The 26226-nt window shown below is 64.3% G+C and carries 22 protein-coding genes; 10 read left to right on the forward strand and 12 right to left on the reverse strand.

Translation table 11 applies throughout. The annotated features are described in order from the left end of the window. The first annotated feature begins 138 nt into the window (after positions 1-138). From edd to ACSQ27_RS01345, 3 genes are all read left to right on the forward strand, one after another. Positions 139-1956 (forward strand): phosphogluconate dehydratase, encoded by a 1818-nt coding sequence (gene edd / locus ACSQ27_RS01335; RefSeq protein WP_436153683.1) that lies wholly within the window; start codon positions 139-141, stop codon positions 1954-1956. Continuing rightward, a complete protein-coding gene (gene eda, locus ACSQ27_RS01340; RefSeq protein ID WP_436153684.1) occupies positions 1947-2609 on the forward strand; it encodes a bifunctional 4-hydroxy-2-oxoglutarate aldolase/2-dehydro-3-deoxy-phosphogluconate aldolase in 663 nt (220 codons plus the stop codon). Before edd ends, eda begins: the two co-directional genes overlap by 10 nt. Before the next feature lie 102 nt (positions 2610-2711). Beyond that, positions 2712-8480 carry an MG2 domain-containing protein gene (locus ACSQ27_RS01345; protein WP_436153685.1) on the forward strand — a complete coding sequence of 1923 codons (5769 nt, stop codon included), beginning with the start codon at positions 2712-2714 and terminating at the stop codon, positions 8478-8480. Positions 8481-8517: 37 nt separating this feature from the next. Here ACSQ27_RS01345 and gloA read toward each other — a convergent pair whose 3' ends face one another. The 5 genes from gloA to ACSQ27_RS01370 all read right to left on the reverse strand — a co-directional run bounded on the left by gloA (position 8518) and on the right by ACSQ27_RS01370 (position 12464). Continuing rightward, the gene (gene gloA, locus ACSQ27_RS01350) at positions 8518-8928 is read right to left on the reverse strand and encodes a lactoylglutathione lyase (protein ID WP_436153686.1); all 411 of its coding nucleotides are present in this window, start codon (positions 8926-8928) and stop codon (positions 8518-8520) included. 142 nt (positions 8929-9070) lie between these two features. After that, positions 9071-10786, reverse strand: a complete 1716-nt coding sequence (locus ACSQ27_RS01355; RefSeq protein ID WP_436153687.1) for a hybrid sensor histidine kinase/response regulator — start codon at positions 10784-10786, stop codon at positions 9071-9073. A gap of 99 nt (positions 10787-10885) precedes the next feature. Continuing rightward, entirely contained in the window at positions 10886-11296 is a 411-nt protein-coding gene (locus ACSQ27_RS01360; RefSeq protein ID WP_436153688.1) for an N-acyl amino acid synthase FeeM domain-containing protein, read from the reverse strand. Then, the gene (locus ACSQ27_RS01365; protein WP_436153689.1) at positions 11257-11556 is read right to left on the reverse strand and encodes a hypothetical protein; all 300 of its coding nucleotides are present in this window, start codon (positions 11554-11556) and stop codon (positions 11257-11259) included. Before ACSQ27_RS01365 ends, ACSQ27_RS01360 begins: the two co-directional genes overlap by 40 nt. Positions 11557-11915: 359 nt before the next feature. Then, positions 11916-12464 (reverse strand): PaaI family thioesterase, encoded by a 549-nt coding sequence (locus ACSQ27_RS01370; RefSeq protein ID WP_436153690.1) that lies wholly within the window; start codon positions 12462-12464, stop codon positions 11916-11918. A 48-nt stretch (positions 12465-12512) separates the two neighbouring features. Between ACSQ27_RS01370 and ACSQ27_RS01375 the strand changes: the two genes are divergently transcribed. The 4 genes from ACSQ27_RS01375 to ACSQ27_RS01390 all read left to right on the forward strand — a co-directional run bounded on the left by ACSQ27_RS01375 (position 12513) and on the right by ACSQ27_RS01390 (position 15931). After that, positions 12513-12992, forward strand: a complete 480-nt coding sequence (locus ACSQ27_RS01375; protein ID WP_436153691.1) for a MarR family winged helix-turn-helix transcriptional regulator — start codon at positions 12513-12515, stop codon at positions 12990-12992. Beyond that, on the forward strand, positions 12985-14262 hold the full coding sequence (locus tag ACSQ27_RS01380; protein ID WP_436153692.1) for an MFS transporter: 1278 nt from the start codon (positions 12985-12987) through the stop codon (positions 14260-14262). Before ACSQ27_RS01375 ends, ACSQ27_RS01380 begins: the two co-directional genes overlap by 8 nt. Before the next feature lie 28 nt (positions 14263-14290). Further along, on the forward strand, positions 14291-14767 hold the full coding sequence (locus ACSQ27_RS01385; protein ID WP_436153693.1) for a MaoC family dehydratase: 477 nt from the start codon (positions 14291-14293) through the stop codon (positions 14765-14767). A gap of 189 nt (positions 14768-14956) precedes the next feature. After that, entirely contained in the window at positions 14957-15931 is a 975-nt protein-coding gene (locus ACSQ27_RS01390; RefSeq protein ID WP_436153694.1) for a magnesium and cobalt transport protein CorA, read from the forward strand. A 1-nt stretch (position 15932) separates the two neighbouring features. On the opposite strand, the gene ACSQ27_RS01395 is transcribed toward ACSQ27_RS01390, so the two are convergent. Continuing rightward, positions 15933-16613, reverse strand: coding sequence for a DNA-3-methyladenine glycosylase I (locus ACSQ27_RS01395; RefSeq protein WP_436153695.1), 681 nt, complete (start codon positions 16611-16613; stop codon positions 15933-15935). Positions 16614-16702: 89 nt separating this feature from the next. Here ACSQ27_RS01395 and ACSQ27_RS01400 point away from each other — a divergent pair, with 89 nt between their 5' ends. Then, positions 16703-17329 carry a LysE family translocator gene (locus ACSQ27_RS01400; RefSeq protein ID WP_436153696.1) on the forward strand — a complete coding sequence of 209 codons (627 nt, stop codon included), beginning with the start codon at positions 16703-16705 and terminating at the stop codon, positions 17327-17329. A 660-nt stretch (positions 17330-17989) separates the two neighbouring features. Here the strand turns inward: ACSQ27_RS01400 and ACSQ27_RS01405 are convergent. The 6 genes from ACSQ27_RS01405 to ACSQ27_RS01430 form a co-directional block, all read right to left on the reverse strand. Next, the gene (locus ACSQ27_RS01405; RefSeq protein ID WP_436153697.1) at positions 17990-18403 is read right to left on the reverse strand and encodes an SRPBCC family protein; all 414 of its coding nucleotides are present in this window, start codon (positions 18401-18403) and stop codon (positions 17990-17992) included. 82 nt (positions 18404-18485) lie between these two features. Further along, positions 18486-19277 carry an SDR family NAD(P)-dependent oxidoreductase gene (locus ACSQ27_RS01410; RefSeq protein ID WP_436153698.1) on the reverse strand — a complete coding sequence of 264 codons (792 nt, stop codon included), beginning with the start codon at positions 19275-19277 and terminating at the stop codon, positions 18486-18488. Then, a complete protein-coding gene (locus ACSQ27_RS01415; protein WP_436153699.1) occupies positions 19274-19915 on the reverse strand; it encodes a 2-dehydro-3-deoxy-6-phosphogalactonate aldolase in 642 nt (213 codons plus the stop codon). Before ACSQ27_RS01415 ends, ACSQ27_RS01410 begins: the two co-directional genes overlap by 4 nt. Positions 19916-19941: 26 nt before the next feature. Beyond that, entirely contained in the window at positions 19942-20823 is an 882-nt protein-coding gene (locus ACSQ27_RS01420) for a 2-dehydro-3-deoxygalactonokinase (protein ID WP_436153700.1), read from the reverse strand. Continuing rightward, a complete protein-coding gene (locus ACSQ27_RS01425; RefSeq protein ID WP_436153701.1) occupies positions 20820-21752 on the reverse strand; it encodes a sugar kinase in 933 nt (310 codons plus the stop codon). Before ACSQ27_RS01425 ends, ACSQ27_RS01420 begins: the two co-directional genes overlap by 4 nt. 136 nt (positions 21753-21888) lie before the next feature. Then, positions 21889-23628, reverse strand: a complete 1740-nt coding sequence (locus tag ACSQ27_RS01430) for an IlvD/Edd family dehydratase (protein ID WP_436153702.1) — start codon at positions 23626-23628, stop codon at positions 21889-21891. 90 nt (positions 23629-23718) lie between these two features. On the opposite strand from ACSQ27_RS01430, the gene ACSQ27_RS01435 reads away from it, so the two are divergent. Further along, positions 23719-24681, forward strand: a complete 963-nt coding sequence (locus ACSQ27_RS01435; protein ID WP_436153703.1) for a 2-hydroxyacid dehydrogenase — start codon at positions 23719-23721, stop codon at positions 24679-24681. A gap of 131 nt (positions 24682-24812) precedes the next feature. Beyond that, positions 24813-26189 (forward strand): ABC transporter substrate-binding protein, encoded by a 1377-nt coding sequence (locus tag ACSQ27_RS01440; RefSeq protein WP_436153704.1) that lies wholly within the window; start codon positions 24813-24815, stop codon positions 26187-26189. Positions 26190-26226: the final 37 nt, after the last annotated feature.

Below are 26226 nucleotides of genomic sequence, written 5' to 3' on the forward strand. Positions count from 1 at the left end.
GCAGACTGGGTTTGGTAACCGTACCGTAACCACATTCGCTTCAAATGGGCCGGTAACCCGTTACCATAGAGTCAGTAATAAAGTTACATCGCTCCCGGCAGCCCCTGTAGCCCCCGCCACCAGACCTAAAGCTCCACCATGGCACTTCATCCCAAAGTCTCAGACATCACCGCCCGCATCGCGGCGCGCAGCCGTCCCACACGCGAGGCCTACCTCGCCCAGTTGCACGCGGCTTCCACGCGCGACCCCGGCATGGACCGCATGGGCTGTGCCAACGTGGCCCACGCCTTCGCAGGCATGCCGCTCGATGACCGCTTCAAGGTCGTGACGCAGCGCGCGCCCAACATCGGCATCGTTACCGCCTACAACGACATGCTGTCGGCGCACACGCCTTTGCAGGCTTACCCGGCCTTCATCAAGGACGAAGCCCGCAAGCTGGGTGCCACGGCCCAGGTGGCCGGCGGCGTGCCTGCCATGTGCGACGGTGTGACCCAGGGCACCAGCGGCATGGAACTCAGCCTGTTCAGCCGCGACGTGATTGCCATGGGTACGGCGATAGCGCTTTCGCACGACATGTTCGACGCGGCGCTGATGCTGGGCGTGTGCGACAAAATCGTTCCGGGCCTGCTGATAGGTGCCCTGCAGTTCGGACACCTGCCCACAGTCTTCGTGCCGGCCGGGCCCATGACTTCCGGCATCCCGAACAAGGAAAAAGCCCATGTGCGGGAGCAGGCCGCACAGGGTCTGGTCGGCCGCGATGCCTTGCTGGATTCCGAGTTCAAGTCCTACCACAGCCCCGGCACTTGTACCTTCTACGGCACGGCCAACAGCAACCAGCTGCTGCTCGAAGCCATGGGCCTGCATGTGCCCGGTACCGCCTTTGTGAATCCGGGCAACGCTCTGCGCGAGGAACTCACGCGCGAAGCGGCGCGCACCGTACTGAGCATCGTCAAAGCGAAACGTTTCGCGCCCATCGGCCTCATCGTCGATGAGAAAGCCATCGTGAATGCCATGGTCGCGCTGCTGGCCACGGGCGGCTCGACCAACCATTTGATCCATTGGGTGGCTGTGGCGCATTCGGCCGGCATCGTGATCGACTGGAACGATTTTTCCGACCTTTCCGACCTCGTGCCCACGCTGGCCCACGTCTACCCCAACGGCAGCGCCGATGTGAACCAGTTCCAGGCCGCGGGCGGCCCGGGCCTCGTCATCCGTGAATTGCTGGACGCGGGCTTCATGCATGAAGACGTGCTCACGGTGCGCGAAGGCGGCATACGCGAGTACACACGCGAGCCGGCGCTGGCCGGTGCCGCATTGGCCTGGCACGATGTTGGCGCGTCCAAGGACGAAGCCATCGTGCGGCCCGCCGCCAAACCTTTCAGCGCCACCGGCGGGCTCAAGCTGCTGCAGGGCAATCTGGGCCGCAGCGTGATCAAGGTATCCGCCGTGCCGGACGACCGCCACGTCATCGAGGCGCCGGCCCGTGTGTTTGATTCGCAGGAGGCCCTGCACCTGGCCTTTAACGCCGGCGAACTCGACCGCGACGTGGTCTGTGTGGTGCGCTGGCAGGGGCCGCAGGCCAACGGCATGCCCGAGCTGCACAAGCTCACGCCGCCGCTGGCGGTGCTGCAGGGCAAGGGCTTCAAGGTCGCGCTGGTCACCGACGGCCGCATGAGCGGCGCCTCGGGCAAGGTACCGGCTGCCATCCATGTGTCGCCTGAAGCGGCCGCCGGCGGCCCGCTGGCCAGGGTGCGCGACGGCGACCTGGTCCGTGTCGACGCCGTCACCGGTGTACTTAACGTATTGGTGGCCGAAGTGGAGTGGGCCGCCAGGCCTGTGGAAACCATGCCCGCCGATTTGCGCGCAGGCAATGCCGTCGGCATGGGCCGTGAACTGTTTACCGGCATGCGCCGCCACGCGCTGACGGCTGAAGAAGGAGCGTTATCGTGGATGTGAACATCAATCCCAGCGGCAAGCTGACGGCCCTGCAGGTGATGCAGGATGCGCCGGTGATTCCCGTCATCGTGCTCAGCGACGCGAAGCAGGCCGTGTTGCTGGCGCGCGCGCTGGTGGCCGGCGGCATCCGCATGCTCGAAGTCACGCTGCGCACGCCGCAGGCACTGGCCTGCATCGAAGCCATCGCGCGCGATGTGCCGGAGGCCGTGGTGGGCGCGGGCACGGTGCGCAGCGCCGCCGACGCCCAGGCCTGCGCCATGGCCGGCGCGCGTTTTGCCGTGAGCCCGGGTTACACCCACGCCGTGGGTCAGGCCTGCCGCGATGCCGGTTTGCCGCTGTTGCCCGGCGTTGCCACCGGCAGCGAAATCATGATGGCCCAGGAAGACGGCCTGACCGAACTGAAGTTTTTCCCCGCCATGCAGGCCGGCGGCCCGGCCATGCTCAAGGCCTGGAGCGGCCCCTTCGGCGACGTGCGCTTTTGCCCCACGGGCGGTGTCTCCACGGCCAACGCCGCGGAATTTTTAAGCCTGCCCAATGTAGTCTGCGTGGGCGGCTCCTGGCTCACACCGTCCGATGTGCTGGCGCGCGGCGACTGGGCGCAGGTAACGGCGCTGGCGCAGCAAGCCTGCCGCCTGCAGCGCAACGACGGCTGAGCGGCTGCAAGGTTTTGCCGCAGTCCGGTGGCCTGCCGCCGATGAAAGAGGCGGCGAGCGGCGGGAATTGGTTAGTATCCATCGACTACCAAGGACCTCCGCATGTTTGCTTCCGCGATGCGCCATGGCGCTGTGTTTGTGTGCCTGGCCCTTGCCGCCGTGGCGGCTCCCGCCCAGACGGAGACTTCTCCTTTCGTTGAAAGCTTCAGCCCGCAGGGCGAAATACGCTCGCTTCAGCAGGTAGCGGTGCGCTTCAGCCAGGACATGGTGAAGCTGGGCGAGGCCGACGCGAGCCCGCCCCTTGTCCTCAGTTGCGAAGGCACGTCGCTGCCGGCCCTCACCATGCGCTGGGTGGATACGCGGCGCTGGGTGGCCGAGTTCAAGACGCCCCTGCCGGCAGGCGTACGCTGCCAGGCGCAATTGCGCGAAGGCCTGCAATCGCTGGCCGGGGCGGCGCTGCGCCAGCCGCGGCAAGCCTGGCACTTCAGCACCGGCGGGCCCAAGGTGGACTGGTCTGAACCGGCCGAGGGCGCCCGCATCAAGGAGGACCAGGTTTTCCTGCTGCATGCCAGCGCCGCGACAAGCCGTGATGCTGTGGCGCAGGGCCTGCGCTGTGTCGTCGGTACCGTGCAGCATCCGGTCAAAGTGCTTCCAGTCGAACGGGCACGCGAGGAATACCAGTCGGCCGCCCAGCGGCGGCGCTACCAGGTCCCGCGTTTTTCGGAAGCCGACACGTTTGCGGTCAGTTGCGCGCAGCCGCTGCCCAACGGCGCAGCGGTGCGGCTCTTGTGGGGCAAGGAGATTGCCTCGCCGCAGGGCGTGAGCAGCCGCGACGATCAATCGCTGGGCAACTACACGGTGCGGCCGCTGCTGCGTGCGGAGCTGCGCTGCGTGCAGCTCGATGCGACCGAAGGCTGTGACCCGCGGCAGCCCATCCGGCTCGAGTTCACCGAAGAGGTGGCGCTGTCCTGGCTGAACCAGGTCGTGGTCCGGGATGCCGCCGGTGCGGCACTGCCGGTCAAGGTGGAGCGTGGCTGGTACAACCCGGACACCGGCCGCTCACTGGCCACAGAACGCTCGCCCTCCATTCCGGTGCCGGCGGAAAACTCGGTGCTGGTGGTGACCCTGCCCGAGGGCCTGGCCGACGTCGACGGCCGGAGCCTGTCGAATCGGGACGCATTTCCCTGGCGCGCGAAAACCTCCACGCTACCGCCCTATGTGGGTTTTGCGCAAAGCAGCGGCGTGCTGCCCTTCGAAACCGGCAAATCCTCGCTATGGCCGCTGGCGGTGCGGCGCACCGAGAAGGCCGTGCCGGTGAAGCTGATGCGCATTGGCGGCGAGAGCCTGGACGGCAAGGCGCCGGGCGATGCGCTGGCGGTGCGGGCGGCAAGTTCGGCAAGTGCCCTGGCACTCTGGCGGAGCATGCAGGACTGGCCGCAGGCTTATGAGACGCCGCCGCGGCCGTATCCCGTCAGCGCGCAGCAGTCCCGGGACTGGGCGGGCAGCAGCCTGCAGCAGGTTCCCACGCAGGGCGCCGCCATGGAATTTGTGCCGCTGGCCCTGGCCGAGCCCGGCTTGTACCTGGCGGAGGCTCACAGCAGCGCCTTCGCCGGGCAGATGGCCGGCGCGGCGGGCGCGCCCGGTTCTGAGCAGCGGGGGCCCCAGCAGCGCGCGGCCCTGGTTGTTGTGACCAACCTCAACATCAGCACGCGCATAGGCCACGGCGGCGAGTCCCTGGTCTGGGTTACCGCGCTGGACAGCGGACTGCCGGTGGCCGGCGTGTCGGTCGACGTGATGAGCTGCAAGGGGCGCGCGCTGGCCCAGGGCGACACCGATGCGAACGGCTTGTTCAGGATCAGCCAGTCCCTGACCGGATTGCCCCAGGCCGGCACCTGCGCCGACCGCTATGGGCAGGGCCGGGACCGGGTGCTCGTGGTTGCGCGCAAGGGCAAGGACCTTGCCTTGCTGGTCGATGACAGCGGCAGCTACCGCTACAACTATGGCAGCCTGTCGAGCATAGGCCACACCATCCTGGACCGCATGCTTTTCAAGGCCGGCGATACGGTCCATATGCAGCACCTGGTGCGAAAGCGGCTTGCCACCGGCTTTGGAAACTTCCCGGCCGGGACGGGCAAGGTCGACCTGCATTTTGAGCGCGAGCTGGTGGCGTCCCTGCCGCTGGCCTGGGATGCGGCGGGCCAGGCCCTCAGCCAATGGACGGTACCGGCCAATGCCAGGCTGGGCACCTACAGGGCCACTGTGACCGGTCCGGATGGCTCCACCTACGGCATGTATTTTGTGGTGGAAGAATTCCGCGCCCCGGTGTTCGAAGCCGCGCTCACGGGCAAGGCCGCCTGGCGCGCCGGGAAACAAAGCCTGCCGGCGACGCTGAGCCTGGCTTTCATGGCCGGCGGTGCGGCGGTGCAGCACAAGGTCGAGCTTCAGGGCCGCTATGTCTTGAATGCGACCGTACCCGTGCAGGGCTACAGCTTTGCCGACGTGCTGTTGCCGAGGGCGCAGGAGCCGCCTTTCAAGTCCATCACATCGCGCCTCGACGCCAAGGGGAAAAGCCTGCTGCTTGTCGAGTTGCCGGTGTTCGACCGTCCCGCCACGCTGCTCGCCGAGATGAAGTTCGCCGACCCCAGCGGCGAGGTGCAGACCATCGCGCAGCGCTTTGTCCTCTGGCATTCGGACACCCGGCTGGGCGTGCGTGTGCTGCCCCGCACCGATGCGGCGAAAGGCACGCCCGTCGCGGTCGTGGGCGGCCTGGTCCTGGATGCCGACGACAAGCCGCTGGCCGGGCGCAAAGTCGCCGTGTCCGTGCGGCCTGCCTGGCGGATCTATGAGGGCGGCTACAGGATTGAGCTGGCCGGTAACGAGCAGGCGGTCTGCGCGGCGCAGACGGATCTCAAGGGTCAGATCGAATGCGAGGCGGCCGCGATGCCTGCCTTGCCCGAGCCGCGCGAACGCGCAAGTCCCGGCTGGCTGTTCCGCATACAGGGCAGCGACAGCGCCGGCAAGGCGATCAGCAGCAGCGTGTTTGTGAACGAGTACGAATTGCATCCGCGCAACGAGCAGTTGCTGGCGCTGGCCGGCACGCAGCCGGTGGATGCGGCGCGGCCGGTGCAGATCTCGGTGCGCGCGCCCTTTCTGCCCGCGACGCTGTTGCTGACGGTCGAGCGCGAAAGCGTGCTGGACACGGCCATCTACACGCTGACCCAGCCGGTCACCACGCTGCCGATTACCCTGCGGCCTGAGCAGGCCCCGAATGTGCAGGTCCACGCGCGTTTCATGCGCGGCCTGGCCGGCTTGCCCGATCCGGTGGAAGGCAAGCCGCAGGCGCTTGCCAACAACGCGGTACTGAGCGTCGGCATTCAACCCACGGTGTTCGCGCTGGACGTCAAGGTCGAACCCGAGAAAACCGTGCTGCCGCCGCGCACGGCGGTGAGCGTGAAGGTCAGCGCCGTGCAGCGCAAGGACCAAAGCCCGGCGGCGGGCGCGAAGCTCACACTGGTGGCGGTCGACGAAGCCCTTCTGGCGCTGTCCCCCAACCCCAGCTGGAACCTGCTGGGGGCCATGATGCGCCAGCGCGGCATCCAGGTGCATGGGTCGGGACTGGAAGGCCAGCTGGCGCGTTCGCTGGTGTTTGGCGCCCAGCCCGGCTTCTGGCCCCAGGACGATCGGGGCCGTTTTGTGACCCCGGCCAATGCGCCGGTTGCCGCTCCTCCGGCCGCAATGATGCGCAACTCGGACGGATCGGAAAGCGCGGAAGGTGCGGCGGTACGCAACCAGTTCAGCACGCTGGCGTTCTGGAGCACCGAGCTGGCGCTGGATGCGCAGGGCCAGGCGCTGGTGACGGTGCCTTTCAACGACAGCCTGACACGCTGGCGCATTGTCGCCGTCGTGCAGCAGGGCGCGCAGCAGTTCGGCACCGGCGAGGCCGGTGTGCAAACCACGCAACCGGTGCAGATTTTTTCGGGACTGCCGCCGGTGGTGCGCAGCGGCGACCGGCTGGTCCAGCAGGTGACGGTCCGCAACGGCGGACCTGCAGCGGTGTCCCTGCTACTCAAGGCCCGGGTCGCGGTGAAGACCGGCGCCGTGGCGGTGCAAGCCACAACCATTGCCGCGGAGCGCACGGTCCGCCTGGCGCCGGGGCAGTCGCAGCCGGTCTCCTGGAGCATCGCGGTGCCGCAGGGCGCCGGCGCGCTGGCCTGGCGCATCTCGGCCACCACGCCGGACGGCCGCGTGGCCGACTCCCTGGACGTCGAGCAGGCCGTGCTGCCGGCGCTTCCCGTCACCGTACGGCAGGCCACGCTGCTGCAGGTCAAGGGCCAGGCCAGCCTGCCCGTGGTGATGCCGTCCAATGCGCAGCCCCAATCGGCCGTGGTCGGCGTGGCCTTGCAGGACAGCCTGGTCGATGCGTCGCTGGCCGAAGTGCGGCAATGGATGGCCGCCTACCCCTATGCCTGCCTGGAGCAGGACAGCAGCAAGGCCGTGGTGGCCGGCGACGTGAAAGCCTGGGATGCGCTCATGGCCGACCTCCCGCGCTACCTGGACGCTAACGGGCTGGCCCGGTATTTCCCCGAAAACAGCCTGGCCGGCAGCGAGACGCTGACCGCGCACCTGCTGGACGTGGCCGCGGCCAAGGGCTGGGCCATCCCGGCCGCGTCGCGTACGCGCATGCTGGCGGGCTTGCAGCAAATCCTTCAGGGCCAGTTGCCCGGCCAGGACTGGATGCCCAGTGGCAGCGACCCGGTCGCCCGGAAGCTGTCCCTGCAGGCCACGCTGATCGAACAGCGTACGCTGAGCAACACGGCGGCGCTGCCGGTGCGGCCGGAAGACCCGGGCAGCCTGCCCACGGTCGCGCTCACCGACTGGGTGCGTGCCCTGCTGGCGCAGGCGCCTGGATCGCGCTCCGCCGCCGACCTGGATGCCGCCGCGGCGTTGTTGCGCAGCCGCTATGACGTGCAGGGGACACGCCTGAACTGGCGCAATGAAGAGCGCGAGAACTGGTGGTGGTTTATGTGGAGCGGCGACCTGGCCGCCGCGCGCACGGCGCTGGTGCTGCAGCAGTGGCAAGCGATAGACCCGGGCTGGAAAGACGATGTGCCGCTCGTCATCACGGGCCTGACAGGCCGCCAGCAGCAGGGGCGGTGGTCGACCACGGCGGCGAACGCCTGGGCCACGATTGCCTTGCAGCGCTTTGCCGCAGGCACCGAGAAAGGCCCGGTCAGCGGAAGCACACAACTGAGCCTGGCGGGCGAACCGAAATCGGCCCGGACAGTGGTGTGGCCCAAGCCGCCGGAGGCGCTGCTGCGGCTGGAGCCGCAACCCGGTGGCGACACGCTGCTCATCACGCACCAGGGCAGCGGCGCGCCGTGGGCGACGGTGAGCATCAAGGCTGCGGTGCGCCTGGACAAACCCCACAACGCCGGCATGCGGGTCGAAAAAACCATCACGGCCGTGGAGCAGAAAATCAAAGGCCAGTGGTCGGTGGGCGATGTGGCGCGGATACGGCTCACCATGCATTCGCAGGCCGACCTGACCTGGGTCGTAGTGCATGACCCCGTGCCTTCGGGTGCCACGATACTGGGCCGCGGCCTGGGGCGCGAAAGCGCGCTGGCCCAGCGAGGCCAGCAAAACGCCGGCGCCGTCTGGCCTTCTTATGTCGAACGCGCCGCAGACAGCTACAAAGGCTACTACCGGTGGGTTCCCCGCGGAAGCTGGAGCACGGAGTATTCGGTCCGCATCAACAATGCCGGCGAATTCAGGTTTCCCGCAACACGGCTCGAGGCCATGTATGCGCCTGAAATTTTCGCGGAGACGCCGAATGCGGAGTGGGTCGTTAAAGAGGGGCCTGCGCGCCGCTGATACGCAGGCCTGCCAGTTACAGCACCAGGTTGAGCGCTTAGCGCAGACCGCCGCCCGCGGCGTTCTCGGCGCGCTGGATCAATTCGATCTTGTAGCCGTCCGGGTCCGTCACAAAAGCGATCACGGTGGTGCCGCCCTTGACCGGGCCGGCTTCACGCGTGACATTGCCGCCCGCGGCCTTGATCTTCTCGCAGGCTGCGTACGCATCCGGCACGCCCAGCGCGATATGGCCGAAGGCCGTACCCATGTCGTAGCTTTCGGTGCCCCAGTTGTAGGTCAGCTCGATCTCGGCATGCTCGGGGTTGTTGCCGTAGCCGACAAAGGCCAGGCTGTATTTGTACTCGGGGTTTTCCGAGGTGCGCAGCAGTTTCATGCCCAGCACCTGGGTGTAGAAGTCAATGGAGCGCTGGAGATTGCCAACGCGCAGCATGGTGTGTAGGAGTCTCATGGATGTATAGGGTGGGAGTCGTGGATGGCCCGATTGTCGCCAAACTTCGCTTTCTGTGCAGGCCACTTCGTGTAGGGACGCAAAGGCTGTGGCGATGCGCGCCGCGGCCATTGCCGGTGAGGGCTCCGCGGTGTCCCCTGGCTTATTCCGTTCCGGCCAGGGCTTCGAGCATTTTTCCTTGCAGCAACTTCATGTCGCCATTCTTCAGGATGTAGCCATTCATGCCCGCTTTCAAGGCTGTCCTGACATCAAGCTCTTCGGAGTTCCCGGAAAGTGCGAGGATAAAAATGCCCCGGTGCTCCCAATCCCGCGAGCGGATGGCCTGAGTCGTTTGCACGCCGTTCAAGCCGGGCATGTTCATGTCCATCAGGATCAAATCGACACTTGGCGTGTTGTTCAAATGGGCCAGAACCTGGCGCCCTCCTTCGGCCTCCAGTACATTCAGGCCCCAGCTTTTCAGACAGTCCCCCACCATCAGGCGATTCAGTTCGTCATCTTCGGCCAGTATGACGGTTCGGCCTTCCAGGATATCGCTGGAGATCACCGGCCTGGCGGGCAGCATTGGAGTCTGCAAGGGCGTGGCGACTTCGCCGATTTCGGTTTGCGGCAATAGGGGAAAGGTCAGTGTGAACTGCGTAAATTCACCCACCACGGAGTCGCAATGAATGTCGCCGCCGAAGCTTTGCATGGTCCGTTTGCAATACGACAGCCCGAGGCCTGTCCCTTCGGCTTTTCCGGAAGTCATGAAGGACTCAAACAGGTGGGCCAAAACCTCCCTGTCGATGCCGGGCCCCGTGTCCCTGACGATCACCTTGTGATCGTCTACCGTCAACACGATGGTTGCGTCGGCCTTCTGCCCGAGGTAATAGAGTGCATTCTTGATCAAGTTGAAGAGCACAAAAACGTAGGGAGTTTCGTCCCCATAAAAAGCGAAATCTTTGACGACTCGCACTGTGACGCGGTCGCGTAAATTGCCGCGGTCGTCGCGAACGTCCCGCTCGACAAAACTGTATTCATCCACTGCCTTCTGGGTGGCCTTTGCGGCGGACAGGTAGGCAAACTTGCTGCGATCCACCGTGCTGGATTTGAGAGACCCCAGGATCAGGTCGATCACCTGATGGCCCCTGTGCACCGCGATTTCCCCTATGTTGACAAACTGGCGCATGCGGGAAATGTCTTCAGCCGGGATTGCGTTGCCGTTGGCCGGCAACATCTCCCCGATGCTCTCCAGGCTCATTTTGGCCTGCCCCAACGGGTTGCGCATTTCATGGGCAATGGAGCCGGCAAGAGCGTTTGCAAGGCGCAATTTTTCGGCATCGATTTGCCTTTCCGAGAGTTTGAATGCGGCACCGCCGATAAGAATCAGCAGGTAGGCGGGGAGTTGGGCCACCATATCCATGGGTATTGCGGGATGAGGGGTGATGGCCACATAAAGCAGTGCCGCGCTACCGCAACCGATCAGGAGCATGGCAATCGTGTTGCGCCAGTCCGCAATCATGACCAGAAAACTGAGCGCGATAAAACAATTGGAAATCGCAGGGATACCTCCGTGCCGTTTCAGCGAAAGAAATACATTGAAAAACGGCAGGCAATAGATCAATGCCCAATAGGAGTAGGAAAAGTAGTATTTTTTGAGTTTCTGGGGCCAGTGATTTTTCATGGCCAGCACGGTAAAGAGAATTACGACCAGCACCCGCATTCCCAGGTCATCGTAGGGACGAGGATTGGGTTTCGTGAACCGTATCAGGTAAAACACCACATAGGTCAGGGCACCGACGATGCCAATGTACTTGAGCAGCGGCCTGCCGTGCGCGTGGTAAGCCTCATAGTGGCCAAAGAGTCTTTTCAACCAGCCCATATATTTTTCAATGCTGTTTGCGCGGGGAAATTACCAATAGAAAACTCTTTAGATCCACGCCGAAGTGCGCGGCTGCGATACGAAATATTCCCGCATGAGTTACTGGCACGCAGTCGATTTGAGAATATCCGGTACATGTCCATGTATCAAGGCATACGATTCGTCCGCCCCATCCACCCGTAAATTGTTGGCAATGGTGGAGAACCCGAAACGCCTGTAAAGCCGGCTCAGCACGGGCGTGCAGGATGCAAAAAGATTTCGCCCATCAGTATGCTGGGCGAGGTACGAAACCCCAAGGAATATGCATCTCTTCACGAGATCGGGACCGCTTCTGTAGTCGGGATTCAATACAAGGCGCCCGATTTCCCAGCTGTTTTGGCAGATGGCCGATTCGATCAATTGTTTTTCCGCCAACAGCTTTTCAAGTGATGTCAGACCCCTGTGCATGGGAACCAGCCTCAAGGTTCCAATCACGACGCGGTGGAACTCAAACGCAAACACAAACCCCATTTCGTCTCTTTTTTTTCTTGTTCAAAGAACTGCGCGTCCCGGCATCCGGAGGGCAGGTTGATGTGCTCGCGCAGGGCCTGGACTTTCTCCAGCTTTGGCGGGGCATCCAGGTGGCAAAGCGTGATTTCGTCGATGAAATTTTCCTGCTGGCGCGGAATGAAGGGGACTCCCCTGGCGGGAAAAATGGCTGCAGAAGCATCCATCGCGCCGTGCAGGGCTTGAAAGGGGGGCTGCGCATGGTTGTTCAGATAGGTCATCATTGCGGTGCATCTCCAGGTTAGACGGTTGGTTTCGCCAAGTGTTTTTTGTTCTGCTTTCTTCCAGGTAGATGGATGCCCGGATTTTTTGCGTTCCCACGTGCTTCTTCATCCCACAAGCGTCACTTCTTCTTGATGTCTGCGCAGTCTATGCGCCGAGCAAGGCTGAATCAACCTTTACCCTGTCAGATATGACAGGGGATTCCCTGCTTATTTCGCTTGAACCTCGGTTCGAGCCCAAAAATAAAACAAAAATTGCCCGCGTGCGGACAATGTCTGGTTTCGATGTGGGGCCGGTTTTTACCGAAACCGGCAGTTCGTCCAATTGGCGCCCTGGGCCATGCTGGCAGCCTTCGCCGGGCTTACTTCTGCGCCGGCACCTCAAACACCAAACAAGTCGTGGTCGCATGGGCATACAGCTTGCCGTCCGGCCCGACGATGCGGCCCTCGGCGGTGGCCAGCTGGCGGCCGCAGTGGATCACGGTGCCTATGGCGCGCAGCGGCCCGGTCTTGTGCGAGGCGGCGCGCACGATGTTGATACTCAGTTCGGCCGTGGTGTAGGCGCGGCCCGCGGGCATCATGGTGTGCACCGCGCAGCCCACGGCTGAGTCGAGCAAGGTGGCGTACCAGCCGCCGTGCACCGTTCCCAACGGGTTGTAGTGCTTGAGCTGCGGCGTGCCCTGGAATACGGCCTTGCCGGGCTCGACCTCGATCAGCGCGAAGTCCAGGGTTTCGGCGATGTGGGGGTAGGGCAGCTTGCCGGCCAGCATGGCGCTCATCACTTCCATGCCGGTTTTGCCGGCCACGTCCTCCGGCCGCGCCAGGCCCGGCCGGCCGCCGCCTTTTTCCATGCGGTCGCGCACCGCGGCGCTCTGTTCCATCCACTGAGCCAATGTGTCTTGTGGGGTCATGCTGTCCATAAAAGTTGCATATGCAATAGTTGTAGCTACAATCAAATTATGAGCGAGAAAACCCGCCTGTCAACCCAGGCCGAACTCAAGGTGCAGGGCTGCACCAACCTGAAGCTGCGTCAGCTGATGCGCCGCGTCGCCCATCACTACGACCTTGAGATGGCCAAGGCGGGGCTGAAGACCACGCAGTATTCGCTGCTGAGTTATGTGCTCAAGCTCGGCCCCATGCGGCCCGGTGAGCTGGCGCGCGGCATGAAGATGAGCGCCTCCACCCTGACGCGCAACCTCAAGCCGCTGATCGACGCCGGTTGGATAGAACTCACCGCGGGCAGCGATGCGCGCAGCCGCACCGTGGTGCTGACTGACGCGGGCCGCGCCAAGCGCGAAGAAGCCCGCTCGCGCTGGAAGGTGGCGCAAGAGCAGCTCAACGCGCTGCTGGGCACCGGGCGCGTGCTGGCCTTGCACAACCTGATCAATGAATCTTTAGAGCTTTTGTCCCCCATCGAATCTGGAGCTGATGATGAGTAATCCCGAGCCTTCCAATCCCAGCGCGCCTTCTACCGCATTGCCAGCGCGCCATATCGCCATGTGGCTGGTGCTGCTGGCCGCCGGCGGCACCTTTGCCCTGACCATGGGCGTGCGCCAGACCATGGGCCTGTTCCTCTCGGCGCTCAACACTTCGACCGCGCTGGGCATAGGCAGCATCAGCCTGGCCTTCGCCTTCGGCCAGCTCTGGTGGGGGCTGACGCAGCCCTTTGCCGGCGCGGTGGCCGACCGCATAGGAACCGGCCGCGTGATTTTTTTCGGTGTGCTGCTGGTGGCCGTGGGCACCATCATCACGCCGCTGATGACCAGCACGGCCGGGTTGATTTTTGCTATTGGCGTGCTGGCCGCGGGCGGCGCCGGCATGGCCGGCCCCTCGGTGCTGATGGCTGCCAGCACGCGCCTGGTGGCGCCGGAAAAGCGCGGCCTGGCCACGGGCATCGTCAACGCGGGTGGCTCCTTCGGCCAGTTCGCGATGGCGCCGATTGCCATCGGCCTGACCGCCGCGGTAGGCTGGGCCAGCGCGATGCAGTGGCTGGGCGCGCTGGTGCTGCTGGCTGTGCCGGCGGTGCTGGTGCTCAAGGGCAATTCAAAAGCGCTGGCGGCGCAGGCCGCTGCGGCCTCAGGCACCAAGGCGCTCAGTGCGCGCCAGGCCATCAGCCAGGCGATCGCCACGCCCAGCTACCGCTACCTGGCTGCCGGCTTCCTGGTCTGCGGTTTCCACGTGGCGTTTCTGGCCACCCACCTGCCGGGCGTGGTGGCGGCCTGCGGCCTGCCGCCTGAAATCGGCGGATGGTCGCTTGCGATGATCGGCCTGTTCAACATCGTCGGCAGCCTGGCCATGGGCTGGGCCGTGGGGCGGTGGCGCATGAAGTCGCTGCTGGCCCTGTTGTACGCGACGCGCGGACTTGCCGTGCTCATCTTCCTGCTGGCACCCAAGACACCGGCGGTGATGCTGATTTTTGCCGCCGTCATGGGCGTGACCTTCCTGTCGACCGTTCCGCCCACAGTGGGCCTGGTGGCGAAGATGTTCGGCACGGCCAACATGGCCATGCTGTTCGGCGTGGTCATGCTGTCGCATCAGGTGGGCGGCTTCCTGGGCGCCTACCTGGGCGGCTATGTGTTCCAGGCCACGGGCAGCTACGACTGGGTCTGGTACATCGACATCGTGCTGGCCGCGGGCGCCGCGCTGGTGAACCTGCCGATACGCGAGGCGCTGCTGCCGAGGCGGATGGCCGCCAAGGCCGCGGCATGAGTCGGCGACCTCACATCAAGGACACCCCATGAATACCACGACGCAAGCGCCCGGCGCCGCCACGTTGCACTACCTCGATGACCTGAGGGTGGGCGGCCGCTTTGTGAGCGGCGAGCACGCGCTGGACGAAGCGCAAATCACTTCGTTCGCGGCACAGTTCGATCCCCAGCCTTTCCATCTGGACCACGAAGCCGCCAAGGCCACGCTGTTCGGCGGCCTGGCCGCCAGCGGCTGGCACACGGCGGCCATCACCATGCGCCTGCTGGTGGGCGGCGGCCTGCCGCTGGCCGGCGGCATCATAGGCGCGGGCGGTGAAATCAGCTGGCCCAAGCCGACACGGCCCGGCGACGTGCTGCATGTGGAAACCGAGGTGGTCAGCGTGACCCCCTCGGTGTCGCGGCCCGACCGGGGCAGGGTGGTGGTGCGCAGCCAGACGCTCAACCAGCACGGCGACGTGCTGCAGCAGTCGACCTACAAGCTGGTGGTGCCGCGCAAGGCAGCCTGAACCCAAAAACTTGGCAAAAAGGCAGGGTCGAGAGCCACTCACAAACCCAGCGAAGCGGTCCTGGCTAGGCGTGCCGCCGGTAGACAGTGCTACAGCACGGCAAGGCGGCGCAACAACACCAGGAGGGTTTGTGAGTGGCTCTCGCTGTGACAGAATCCACGCAGGCAGGCAACTTGCGGGATATAAAAAATGCTTATCAATTGCGTGGTTTACCAGAACGGCACCAAGTTGGCCGACATCCCGGTCAGCGAGATCAGCGACTACATCTGCCGGCCCGATGCTTTTGTCTGGGTGGCGCTGCAAGATGCCACGCCGGAAGAGCTTGAGGAAATGCAGCACGAGTTCGGCCTGCATGAACTGGCGGTCGAAGACGCCCGGCACGGCCACCAGCGGCCCAAGATCGAAGAATACGGCGCCTCGTTGTTTTCAGTGCTGCACCTGGTGGAGCCTTCCACCGACAAGCCGGGCGAACTTCACGTCGGCGAGGTCGACGTGTTCACCGGCAAGAACTATGTGCTTTCGGTACGCAACCGCAGCAACAAGGGTTTCCTGGGTGTGCGTGAACGCTGCGAGCGCGAGCCGGAGCTGCTGCGCCACGGCTCGGGCTTCGTGCTGTACGCCCTGATGGACGCGGTGGTGGATCGCTACTTTCCCGTTCTTGACGAACTCGAAACCGAACTGGAACTGATAGAGAAAGAAATCTTCACGCCCGGCGCCGCGCGCAAGAACATCGAGCGGCTCTACGAACTCAAGGGCAGCGTGATGGTGCTCAAGCATGCGGTTGCGCCGCTGCTCGAAGGTGCCAGCAAGCTTTACGGCGGCCGCGTGCCGCAGATCTGCGCCGGCGTGCAGGATTATTTCCGCGATGTCGTCGACCATTTGACACGCATCAATGCGCTGATCGAGAACATGCGCGACACGATTGGCACGGCCATCCAGGTGAATCTGGCGATGGTGACCATTGAGGAGAGCGAGGTGACCAAAAAGCTCGCGGCCTGGGCCAGTATCTTTGCGGTCTGCACGGCGTTCGCCGGCATATGGGGCATGAACTTCGAAGCCATGCCCGAGCTCAAGTGGCGCTACGGCTATCTCATGGCCATCAGCATGATTGTGGTGGCGTGCTCGCTTCTTTATTGGCGCTTCAAGCGCGCACGCTGGCTATAACTTACGACACCTTGGGCGAGGTGAAGGCCTTGCGCGCCGCGAGCGTGGCCTTGCGGCTCGCGCAGCCCTCGATGTGGTCGTTGACCAGGCCCATGGCTTGCATGAAGGCATACATCGTGGTCGGTCCCACAAAACTCCATCCGCGTTTTTTCAGGTCTTTGGACAGCGCGATGGATGCCGGTGAAGTCGGCATGGCTTTGACGGCCTCGTGCGTGATGCGCGCGGGCCGGCTTTTGGCTTCGGGCTCCAGCCGCCAGACAAAGGCGCCCAGCGAGCCGAACTCTTTGCGCAGTTCGATCACACGCTGTGCATTGTTGATGGTCGAGGCGATCTTGCCCGCATGGCGGACGATGCCTGCGTCGTTGACCAGGCGCTTGATGTCGCGCGCATCGAAGCGGGCTACCTGCTCGGCATCGAAGTTGGCAAAGGCGCTGCGAAAGGATTCGCGCTTGTTCAAAATGGTCAACCAGCTCAGGCCGGCCTGGAAGCCTTCGAGGCAGATCTTCTCGAACAGCCGGCGTTCGTCGTCGACCGGAAACCCCCATTCGCTGTCGTGGTAGTTGCGGTAAAGCGGCGTCGCCTGGCACCAGGCGCAGCGCGTGGTGCGGCTGTCGTCGGTAAAAAGGCCCGCGGCGGGCGACACGGCTACTGTGAGAGGCTTGGGTGGGGCGGCGGAAGGCATGGGCGATTTTAGGCAGATGCGGGCGACCGGCGTTATCATGAAACCCAATCCCCGCAGCTTCTCAGCCCCGCAACTTCGGAACACGCACCATGTCCCTTCAGCTTTGGCTCGCTTTTGTCGCCGCAACCGCCGTCCTGCTCATCATTCCCGGCCCCACTATCCTCACCGTCATCAGCTATTCGATGGCGCATGGCCGGCGCGCGAATATTCCGCTGGTCGCTGCTGTGGCGTTAGGCGACTCGACGGCGTTGGTTGTGTCGCTGTTCGGCCTGGGGGCTTTACTGGCTGCTTCGGCCTTCTGGTTCACGGTGGTCAAATGGGCCGGCGGCCTGTACCTGCTCTATCTCGGCATCAAGCTCTTGCGCGCCGGTATTTCGCCCATGCAGGCCGCGGCGCCCGAAGCGCCAGGCTCCTTGTGGAAGCTGTTCGGCAACACTTATCTGGTCACCGCGCTCAACCCCAAAGGGATTGTGTTTTTTGTGGCCTTCCTGCCGCAGTTCCTCAACCCGGCCGCTGACGTGACACGGCAGCTGTGGGTGCTTGCTACGACCTTTGTGGTGATGGCCAGTTTGAACGCCACGCTTTACGCGGTGTTTGCCGCCTCGGCTCGCAGTTTGCTGGCTTCGCCGCGTGCGCAGCGGAGGTTTCATTTTGCGGGTGGGGCGTTGTTGTCTATGGCTGGGGTTTGGGCTTTGTTGGCTCGGCGGCCGGTCTAATGCCGGGTCTTGCTCCGGCTGTGCGCCCTCTGCTGAGGGTTACTGGCCGGGGGTAGCCCGGCGGCTACTCACTTTTCTTTTGCTTCGCCAAAAGAAAAGTAAGCAAAAGAAAAGGCGACCCTGGTTGCTGCGTCCCTCCGCTTCGCTGCGGGCAACCTGCGGTGCTCGGTTCAGGCGGGGTCTCGCTAAACTCGCCTTCGGCTCAAACAACGCGATCCCTGATCCGCCTGAACCTCCGCTCCTCGGCGCATCCACAAGGGGTGGGGACAGGAATACCGAACAGCCGAATACCAATAACGAATACCTGAAGAAACAAGGACTCGCCTTGGCGAGTCCTTGTTGTATTTGTCTTCTTTGTTCTTTGTATTTCTGTCTTCTGTCCCCGCTCCAGATTGCCCCGTCCTGGCTGGGCCGAGGAGCGCAGACGTAGGCGGATCAGGGATCGCGCTTGTCTGAGCGAAGCGAGTTTGCGCGAGACCCCGCCGTAGTCGAGCACCGCAGGTTGCCCGAAGCGAAGCGTAGGGACCCAGACTGCGGGTCGCCTTTCTTTTGCTTACTTTTCTTTGGCGAAGCAAAGAAAAGTGAGTCGCATGCCGGGCGACCCCGGCCCCGGAACTCAACCCAACACCAGCGTACAAAACAGCAAAGAAGCTTCGACGCCTAGCCCGCAGGCTTTTCCGAAGAACCACCCAGCGCCCGCTGCATAACCACCACCCCCTGCGTCATCATCGCGTCAATGTAGTCCCCCAGCGAATCAGGAAGCACATCGGTGATCCAGACAAAACGCGTGCGTTTGTCGCCCTCGGCGAGCAGCTGCGCCGAAGCCATGTGGTGGCTGGCCTTGCCGCCGGCGATGGTGTAGCTGAGCCGGTGCATCCCTTCGTGGATACCCACCAGCAATTCCTGCGCTGTCGCACCGTTGGCAAAGGTCACGGTGCGGCCGCCCTCGCTGGGCTTGCAGTCCACCACAAAGCCGGGTGCCAGGCGCCGGTGTACCGCATTGAAATCGCGCAGCGCGTCCCAGACGCTGTCTATGCCCGCGTCGACGGTGAATTCCTTGTAGATCGTGGCCATGGTGCCTCCAGTCTTCTGGCTGGCGCCGGAGTGGCGCCTTGCCAGCACAGGCTAGCAGTCAAAGCGGCCAAAGTCAGCCCGATTAAACCGGGACTGTGTAATTGAGTGTCATCCGCCCGCCATCCACCACCACGATTTCACCCGTGATGTAGCTGGCCGCGTCACTGGCCAGGTAAGCCGCCGTATCGGCAATCTCGGAAGGCTCTCCAAGGCGCCTCATGGGAGTACGGCTCATGATCTTGGCCTTGGCTTCGTCACTGGTGAGCACGGCCTTGGCGGCGAGTTCGGTGGCGATGGTGCCGGGCGCGACGGCATTGACGCGCACGCCCTGGCCGGCCAGCGACAACGCCATCACACGCGTGAGCTGGTTGATGCCGCCCTTGCTGACGTTGTAGCTGGCAATCGTGGGAATGGCGAGAACGCCGTTGACCGAACTCATGTTGACGATGCTGCCTTTGCCGGCGGCGGCCATGACGCGCGCGACAGCCTGGCCTACCAGGAAGGAACCTTTGAGGTTGATGCGCAGCACGGCGTCAAAGTCGGCTTCGGTCACGTCGAGGAATTCGGCGGCCCTGAAGATGCCGGCGTTGTTGACCAGCACGTCGATGCGGCCGTGCGCGGCCAGGGTTTGCGCGACCAGCGCATCGACCTGGGCCTTGTCGCCGACGTCGCAATGCACATACAGCCCCCCCAGCTCCTGGGCCAATGCCGCGCCAGGCGCGTCGGCGATGTCGGCAATCACCACGAGGGCTTGTTCGCGCGCGAAGCGGCGCGCGCAGGCCTCGCCTATGCCTTGCGCCCCGCCGGTGACGATGCAGACGCGGCCGGCCAGGCCGAAGGAGATGGTGGGTGCTGGCGCCGGAGAAGTGTTCATGCCCGCATGGTACCCGTGTAGGCGGCGACGAAGTTCTTCGCGCTGTCGGCCACCTGGGCTGCCGTCATGCCGGGTTTGTACAGCGCCGAGCCTATGCCGAAGCCGTTGGCGCCGGCCGCGAGGTAGGCGCCCATGTTGTCCGGCGTGACACCGCCCACGGGCATCACCGGGGCCTGCTTCGGCAGCACGGCGCGCAGGGCTTTCACCACCGCCGGCGTGATCATCTCGGCCGGGAAAATCTTGAGGCCGGTGGCGCCCGCTTCGAGCGCGCCAAAGGCCTCGCTGGCGGTCATCACGCCGGGCAGGCAGACCATGCCGAGGCGCACGGCTTCACGTACCACTGCCGGGTTGAAGTTGGGCGAGACGATGAGCTGGCCGCCTGCGGCCTGCACATTGCGCACGTCTTCGGTGGTGAGCACGGTGCCCGCGCCTATCAAGGCTTCGGGGTAGGCGCCGGCCATGGCGGCGATGCTGTCCAGCGGCTGCGGCGAATTGAGCGGAATCTCGATCAGCGTCCAGCCCGTGGAGACCAGCGCCTGGCCGACGGGCAGGGCTTCGGCGGGGGTGAGCCCGCGCAGAATGGCTACCAGGGGGAGGGTGGTGAGGGCCTGGGTGAATTTTTGGTGTGCGTGGTTCATGGTGTTCTATCGACGGGGTGGCGTGCTCAGCCCAGTGTGTCGGCAATGGCACGCAGGCCGCGCCAGGTGGCGCCCGCGCCAACACGCTGGACCGGCACGCCGAGCTGGGCCAGCGCCTGTTCGTAACGGGCCGTGAGCGCCTCTGCGCCCATGACCACCACAGGCTCGCCGCGCGGCAGCGTCTGTGACTTGAGCTCTTCGCCTATGACCAGGCCCGACAAATAGCTTGGCAGTGCCTCAGTCTTCATCCGGTTGAACAGCGACAGCGTGCGCGTGCTGAAGGCGGTGTTCAGCAGGCCGGGGCCGGCCAGCGCATGGGCCACACCCTGGTCGAAGGCGGCGGTATCCAGCGCGGGTTCGTCCTCGGGCAGCATGCGCGCCAGGATGGAGTGGCGGCGCAGCAGCGCATAGAACTCGCCGGTCATCCAGGTTGAGAAGTCCGTCACCTTGCGATCACTCACGGTGGCCCATTTGCTGTGCGTGCCTGGCAGCACCAGCCGCGCATGCTCCAGGCCCAGCAGCTGCAGCGCGCCGAAGATCTGGGTTTCCTCGCCGCGCATCACGTCGGGAACACCGGCCTTGTCGATGCTCAGGCCGGGCACGATGGCGATGCGGCCGGGCTCCACCCATTCGAGCGCGGCGGCAATCGCGTCAAAGCCCGCAGGGCAGGCGCAGTAGGGCGCCTCGCGCCAGCCTTGTTTGCTGCCGGCCATGCCGGAGATCAGGCACAACGTGCCGGGTGTCATCCAGTCGCCGAAGCAGCTTTGAAAAACATCGGGAAAGCCGCCGGCCTCCACCGTCAGGATGCCGCGTGGGAAGGCGCGTTCATCGAGTGCCGCACCGTCGGCATCGAGCAGCGCGCCGCGCAGCGACGAGCTGCCCCAGTCGACCGCGAGCAGCCGGCTCACAGCAAAGCCCTGACCTGTTCGGGCCGCGGCAGCGGCGCCACGGCGCCATAGCCCTGCACCGTGAGGGCCGCGGCTGCGTTGGCATAACGCGTGGCGTCGAACACCGAGTCGCCCTGGGCAATGCGCGCCAGCAGGTTGCCGCAGAAGCAGTCGCCCGCGCCGGTGGCATCCACCAGTTTCACGCGGTGCACCGGCACACGTTCGCGCCGCGTGCCGTCGCTGACCAGCGCGCCGTCGCCGCCCAGCTTGAGCACCACGGTTTTGGCGCCCAGGGCATGGCCCCAGTCCACCACCGCGTCGGGATCGGTCATGCCGTTGAGGGCGGTGATGTCTTCCAGGCTGGGCAGGAAGATGTCGCACAGCGAAACGGCATGGCGGGTGCAGGCCAGTGCGCGGTCCAGCGGCCAGAGCTTGAGCCGCAGGTTGGAATCAAAGGACACCAGGGTGCCGGCCTCTTTGGCAATCTTCATTGCGGCGAAGGCCGTGTCGCACGCGCTCGCGGAAATCGCCAGCGAGATGCCTGACACGTGCAGGACCTTGGCCTGGCGCACGGCATCGGCCGCGCCGGCCTGCTGCAGCCAGGCCGGTGTCATGCGGCTGGCCGCAGAGCCAGCGCGCAGGTAGCTGAACTCATGCCCCTTGGGGCCGTGGGTGACGAAATAAAGGCCTGTGCTGGCTTCGGTGTCCTGCTGCACGGCGGCTGTGGAGACGTTTTCCGCGTCCCACAAGGCCATCAAGGACTGGCCGAAAGTGTCGCCGCCGAGGCGAGTCAGATACGCAGTGCTGGCGCCGGCGCGCGCGGCGGCGATCACGGCATTGCTGGTGTCGCCGCCAAAGCCCTGCAGGTAGTTGGGCTGGCCGGCGGTGGTCTGGTTGAATTCCACCATGGCTTCGCCGAGCGCGATGACATCGAATTTTCTGGCTTGCATTGGGTTTCCTGGCTTCTTGCGGCATCCCGGGGCGGGCCTTTTTCAGGGAAGAAAGCCGGAAAAAAAGCACGCCGCGCCTCAAACCCCAATGGTACCCGCGAGCCGGGTGCCGCCCCGTACCCGCGCTGTACCCGGCTCAGTGGTTGTCGCGCGGCACAAAAGAGCCGCGTTTGCCCACCAGGAAATCCAGGTCCACGCCTTCGTCGGCCTGCAGCACGTGGTCGATGTACAGTTTCCAGTACCCTGAAGACAGCGGGGGTTCGGGCGCTTTCCAGCTGGTCATTCGCCGCGCAAGCTCTTCATCGCTGACGTGCAGGTGCAGGCGGCGATTGGGGACGTCAAGTTCGATGATGTCGCCGTTTTGCACCAATGCCAGCGGGCCGCCCGCTGCCGCTTCGGGTGCGGTATGCAGGATCACGGTGCCGTAGGCCGTGCCGCTCATGCGGGCATCGCTGATGCGCACCATGTCGGTGATGCCTTTGCGCAGCACCTTGGGCGGCAGCGGCATATTGCCGACCTCGGCCATGCCGGGGTAGCCCTTGGGCCCGCAGTTCTTCAGCACCATCACGCAGTTTTCGTCGATGTCCAGGTTCTCGTCGTCGATGCGCGCGTGGAAGTCTTCAATGGTCTCAAACACCACGGCCCGGCCCTTGTGCACCATGAGTGCCGGCGTGGCGGCGCTGGGTTTGATGACCGCGCCGCGCGGCGAGAGGTTGCCGCGCAGCACGGCGATGCCGGCCTTGTCCTTGAAGGGCGCGGACAGCGGCTTGATGACGTCGGTGTTGTAGTTCTCCGCGTCGGCGATGTTTTCGCCTATGGTTTTGCCGTTGGCGGTGATGGCGCCGGTGTGCAGGTGCTGCGCGATCTCCTTCATGACCACCGGCAGGCCGCCGGCGTAGCAGAAGTCTTCCATCAGGTATTTTCCCGAGGGCTGCAGGTTGACCAAGCAGGGCAGTTCGCTGGCCAGCCGGTCGAAGTCGTCCACCGTGAGCTTTACGCCGATGCGCCCGGCCATCGCGATCAGGTGAATCACGGCATTGGTTGAGCCGCCGATCGCGGCCAGCGTCTTGATGGCGTTTTCAAATGCTTCGCGCGTGAGGATTTTCGACAGCGTGAGGTCTTCGTGCACCATTTCGACGGCGCGGCGGCCGGCCATGCGGGCCAGCACGTTGCGCCGGCCGTCCACCGCGGGGTAGGCGGCGTTGCCGGGCAGGCCGATGCCCAGCGCTTCGACCATGCTGGCCATGGTCGAGGCCGTGCCCATGGTCATGCAATGGCCGTGGCTGCGGTGCATGCAGCTCTCGGCTTCGAAAAAGTCCTGGAGTTTCAGGGTGCCGGCGCGCACCTGCTCGCTCATGCTCCAGACGCCGGTGCCCGAGCCCAGTTCCTGGCCGCGCCATTTGCCGCTCAGCATGGGCCCGCCGCTGACGCCCACCGTGGGCAGGTCGACGCTGGCCGCGCCCATCACCAGCGAGGGTGTGGTCTTGTCGCAGCCCATCAGCAGCACCACGCCGTCGATGGGGTTGCCGCGTATGCTTTCTTCAACGTCCATGCTGGCCAGGTTGCGGTACAGCATGGCGGTGGGGCGCAGCAGGGTTTCGCCCAGCGACATCACCGGGAATTCGAGCGGGAAGCCGCCGGCCTCATAGACGCCTATCTTGACCTGCTCGGCGATCGTGCGGAAATGCGAGTTGCAGGGCGTCAGTTCGCTGAAGGTGTTGCAGATGCCGATGACCGGCCGACCGTCGAACTGGTCGTGCGGGACGCCCTTGCCCTTGACCCAGCTGCGGTAGGCAAAGCCGTCGCGGTCCTGGCGGCCGAACCATTGCTGGCTGCGAAGTTCGTGGGCGGGTTTTTTCTTGGGTGGTGTGCTCATGCGGGAAAATCCTTAAATCGTCAAACATATTATCGTCATACCATTGACCCCATTATCTTAGTGAAAACCATGACCGCAGGAGTCCGCCCTTTGTCCGCCCCGTCCAACCGCCCGCACATCCTTACCGTCGCCAAGCTTCCGCCCTTCCTGATGGAGCCGCTGCAGGCGGCTTATGAAGTCCATGACAGGCTGCATGAAAGCGACCCGGCGGCTTTCGCCAGGGTGGCGCCGCTGATCCGGGGAATCGCCGGGGGCGGGGAGTCCAAGGTGCCGCGTTCCCTGATGGAACAATTGCCCGCGCTGGAAATTGTTTCCATCATGGGCGTGGGCTACGACGGTGTGGACGTCGCCGCCGCGCTGGAAAAACGCGTTCCGGTCACGCATACGCCCGGCGTGCTCAACGACGAGGTGGCGGACCTGGCCATAGGCCTGATGCTGTCGGTGGCGCGCCGCATTCCGCTGGCGGACCGCTATGTGCGTGCCGGCCGCTGGGCCAAAGAAGGGCCCATGCCCCTGGCGCGCAAGGTCTCGGGCGCGCGCCTGGGCATCGTCGGCCTGGGCCGCATAGGCCAGGCCATCGCGAGCCGCGCGGAAGCCTTCGGCATGTCGATTGCCTACACCGGGCGCGGCGCGAAAGCCGAACTCGCTTACACCTTTTACCCCACGGCGCAGGCGCTGGCCGCGCAGGTGGATTTCCTGATCGTGATCACGCCCGGTGGCGCCGGAACGCGCCACATGATCAACGCCGAGGTGCTCAAGGCGCTGGGCCCCGAGGGCTACCTGATCAACGTGGCGCGCGGTTCGGTGGTCGATGAGGCTGCCCTGGTTGATGCGCTGCAGCAAGGCGTGATCGCCGGCGCGGCGCTGGATGTGTTCGAGAAAGAGCCGCACCCCACCGAGGCGCTCTGGTCCATGGACAACGTGGTGCTGACGCCGCACATGGCCAGCGGCACGGTGCAGACGCGCCATGCCATGGCGAAGCTGGCCGTCGACAACCTGAGTGCCCATTTTGCCGGGCAAGCCCTCTTTACCCCCGTGCCGGAATGGCATTGAATCAGGGGCGGGATGCTTCGGGTTTTCCATAGAAGACTCGGGGTTTAATCATCATATGATAACAACGCGTCAATGAACCCCTCCCGAGTTTTTTGCCGTTCAACAACCCACCCGCAGAGGAGACAAACCCAATGAAACTCAAGACAATTCTGGCCGCCGCGATGGTCGCGGCTGGCCTCATCACGGCGGGGCAGGCCGCCGCCCAGGAAAAGCTCACCGTCTGGTGGGTCAAGGGCTTTTACAAAGCCGAAGACGACGCGCTGTTCGCCGCGATCAAGAAGTACGAAGAAAAACACAAGGGCGTCAAGATCGAGCTCTCGCAATACCCCGTGCAGGACATGATTCCGAAAACCGTCGCGGCCCTGGATTCCGGCAGCCCGCCCGATGTGGCCTATGCCGACGTCTATGACTTCCAGGTCGCCGGCAAGTGGGCCTTCGACGGCAAGCTTGAAGACATCAGCAGCGTGATCAACCCCATGCGCGCGCGTTTCGCGCCCAACACGGTGGAAACCGCTTTCCTCTATAACGACGTCGCCAAGACCCGGGCCTATTACGCCTTTCCGATGAAGCAGCAGACCATGCACATCCAGTACTGGGTGGACATGCTCAATGAAGCCGGCTTCAAGGAGTCCGACATCCCCACCGGGTGGAAAGACTACTGGTCCTTCTGGTGTGACAAGGTGCAGCCCGCCCACCGTCAGAAGACCGGTAACCGCACCTTTGGTATCGGCCAGCCCCTGGGCGTGGATTCGAGCGACTCGTTCTACTCCTTCCTGACCTTTATGGACGCCTACAACGTGACCCTGGTCAGCGACAGCGGCAAGCTGCTGGTCGATGATCCCAAGGTTCGCGCCGGCCTGATCGGTGCGTTGACGGATTACACCCAGCCTTACGCCAAGGGCTGCACGCCACCGTCGTCCACCAGCTGGAAGGATCCGGACAACAACGTCGCCTTCCACAACAAGACCACCATCCTGACCCATAACGCCACGATCTCCATCGCTGCGAAGTGGCTGGACGACATGAACAACGCGGCCCTGAAACCGGAGGAGCGCGAGCTTGCGAAAAAGAATTACACCGAGCGTATTCGCACTGCGGGCTTCCCGAACAAGCCTGATGGCAGCAAGATGGTTTACCGTGCCGCCGTCAAAGTGGGTGTGGTGTTCAACCAGGCCAAGAACAAGGCCCGCGCCAAGGAGTTTGTATCCTTCCTGATGCAGGAAGAAAACCTCACGCCGTATGTGGAAGGCTCGTTGGGCCGGTGGTTCCCGGTGACCAAGGCGGGGCAGCAGCGGCCGTTCTGGAAAGCCGATTCTCATCGCACAGCCGTGTACAACCAGTTCATGAACGGCACGGTCAACTTCGAGTTCACCAAGAACTACAAGTTCACCATCCTGAACAACGAGAACGTCTGGGCCAAGGCGGCCAATCGCGTGATCAATGAAAAGGTGCCCGTGGACAAGGCCGTTGACGAAATGATCGCCCGCATCAAGACCGTGGCGAACTAAACGGTATCGACTGAAGAAAGCCGCGCCGCCTGCCTGG

This window comes from Polaromonas sp. LjRoot131, assembly GCF_964252805.1.
Lineage (GTDB): Bacteria > Pseudomonadota > Gammaproteobacteria > Burkholderiales > Burkholderiaceae_C > Polaromonas.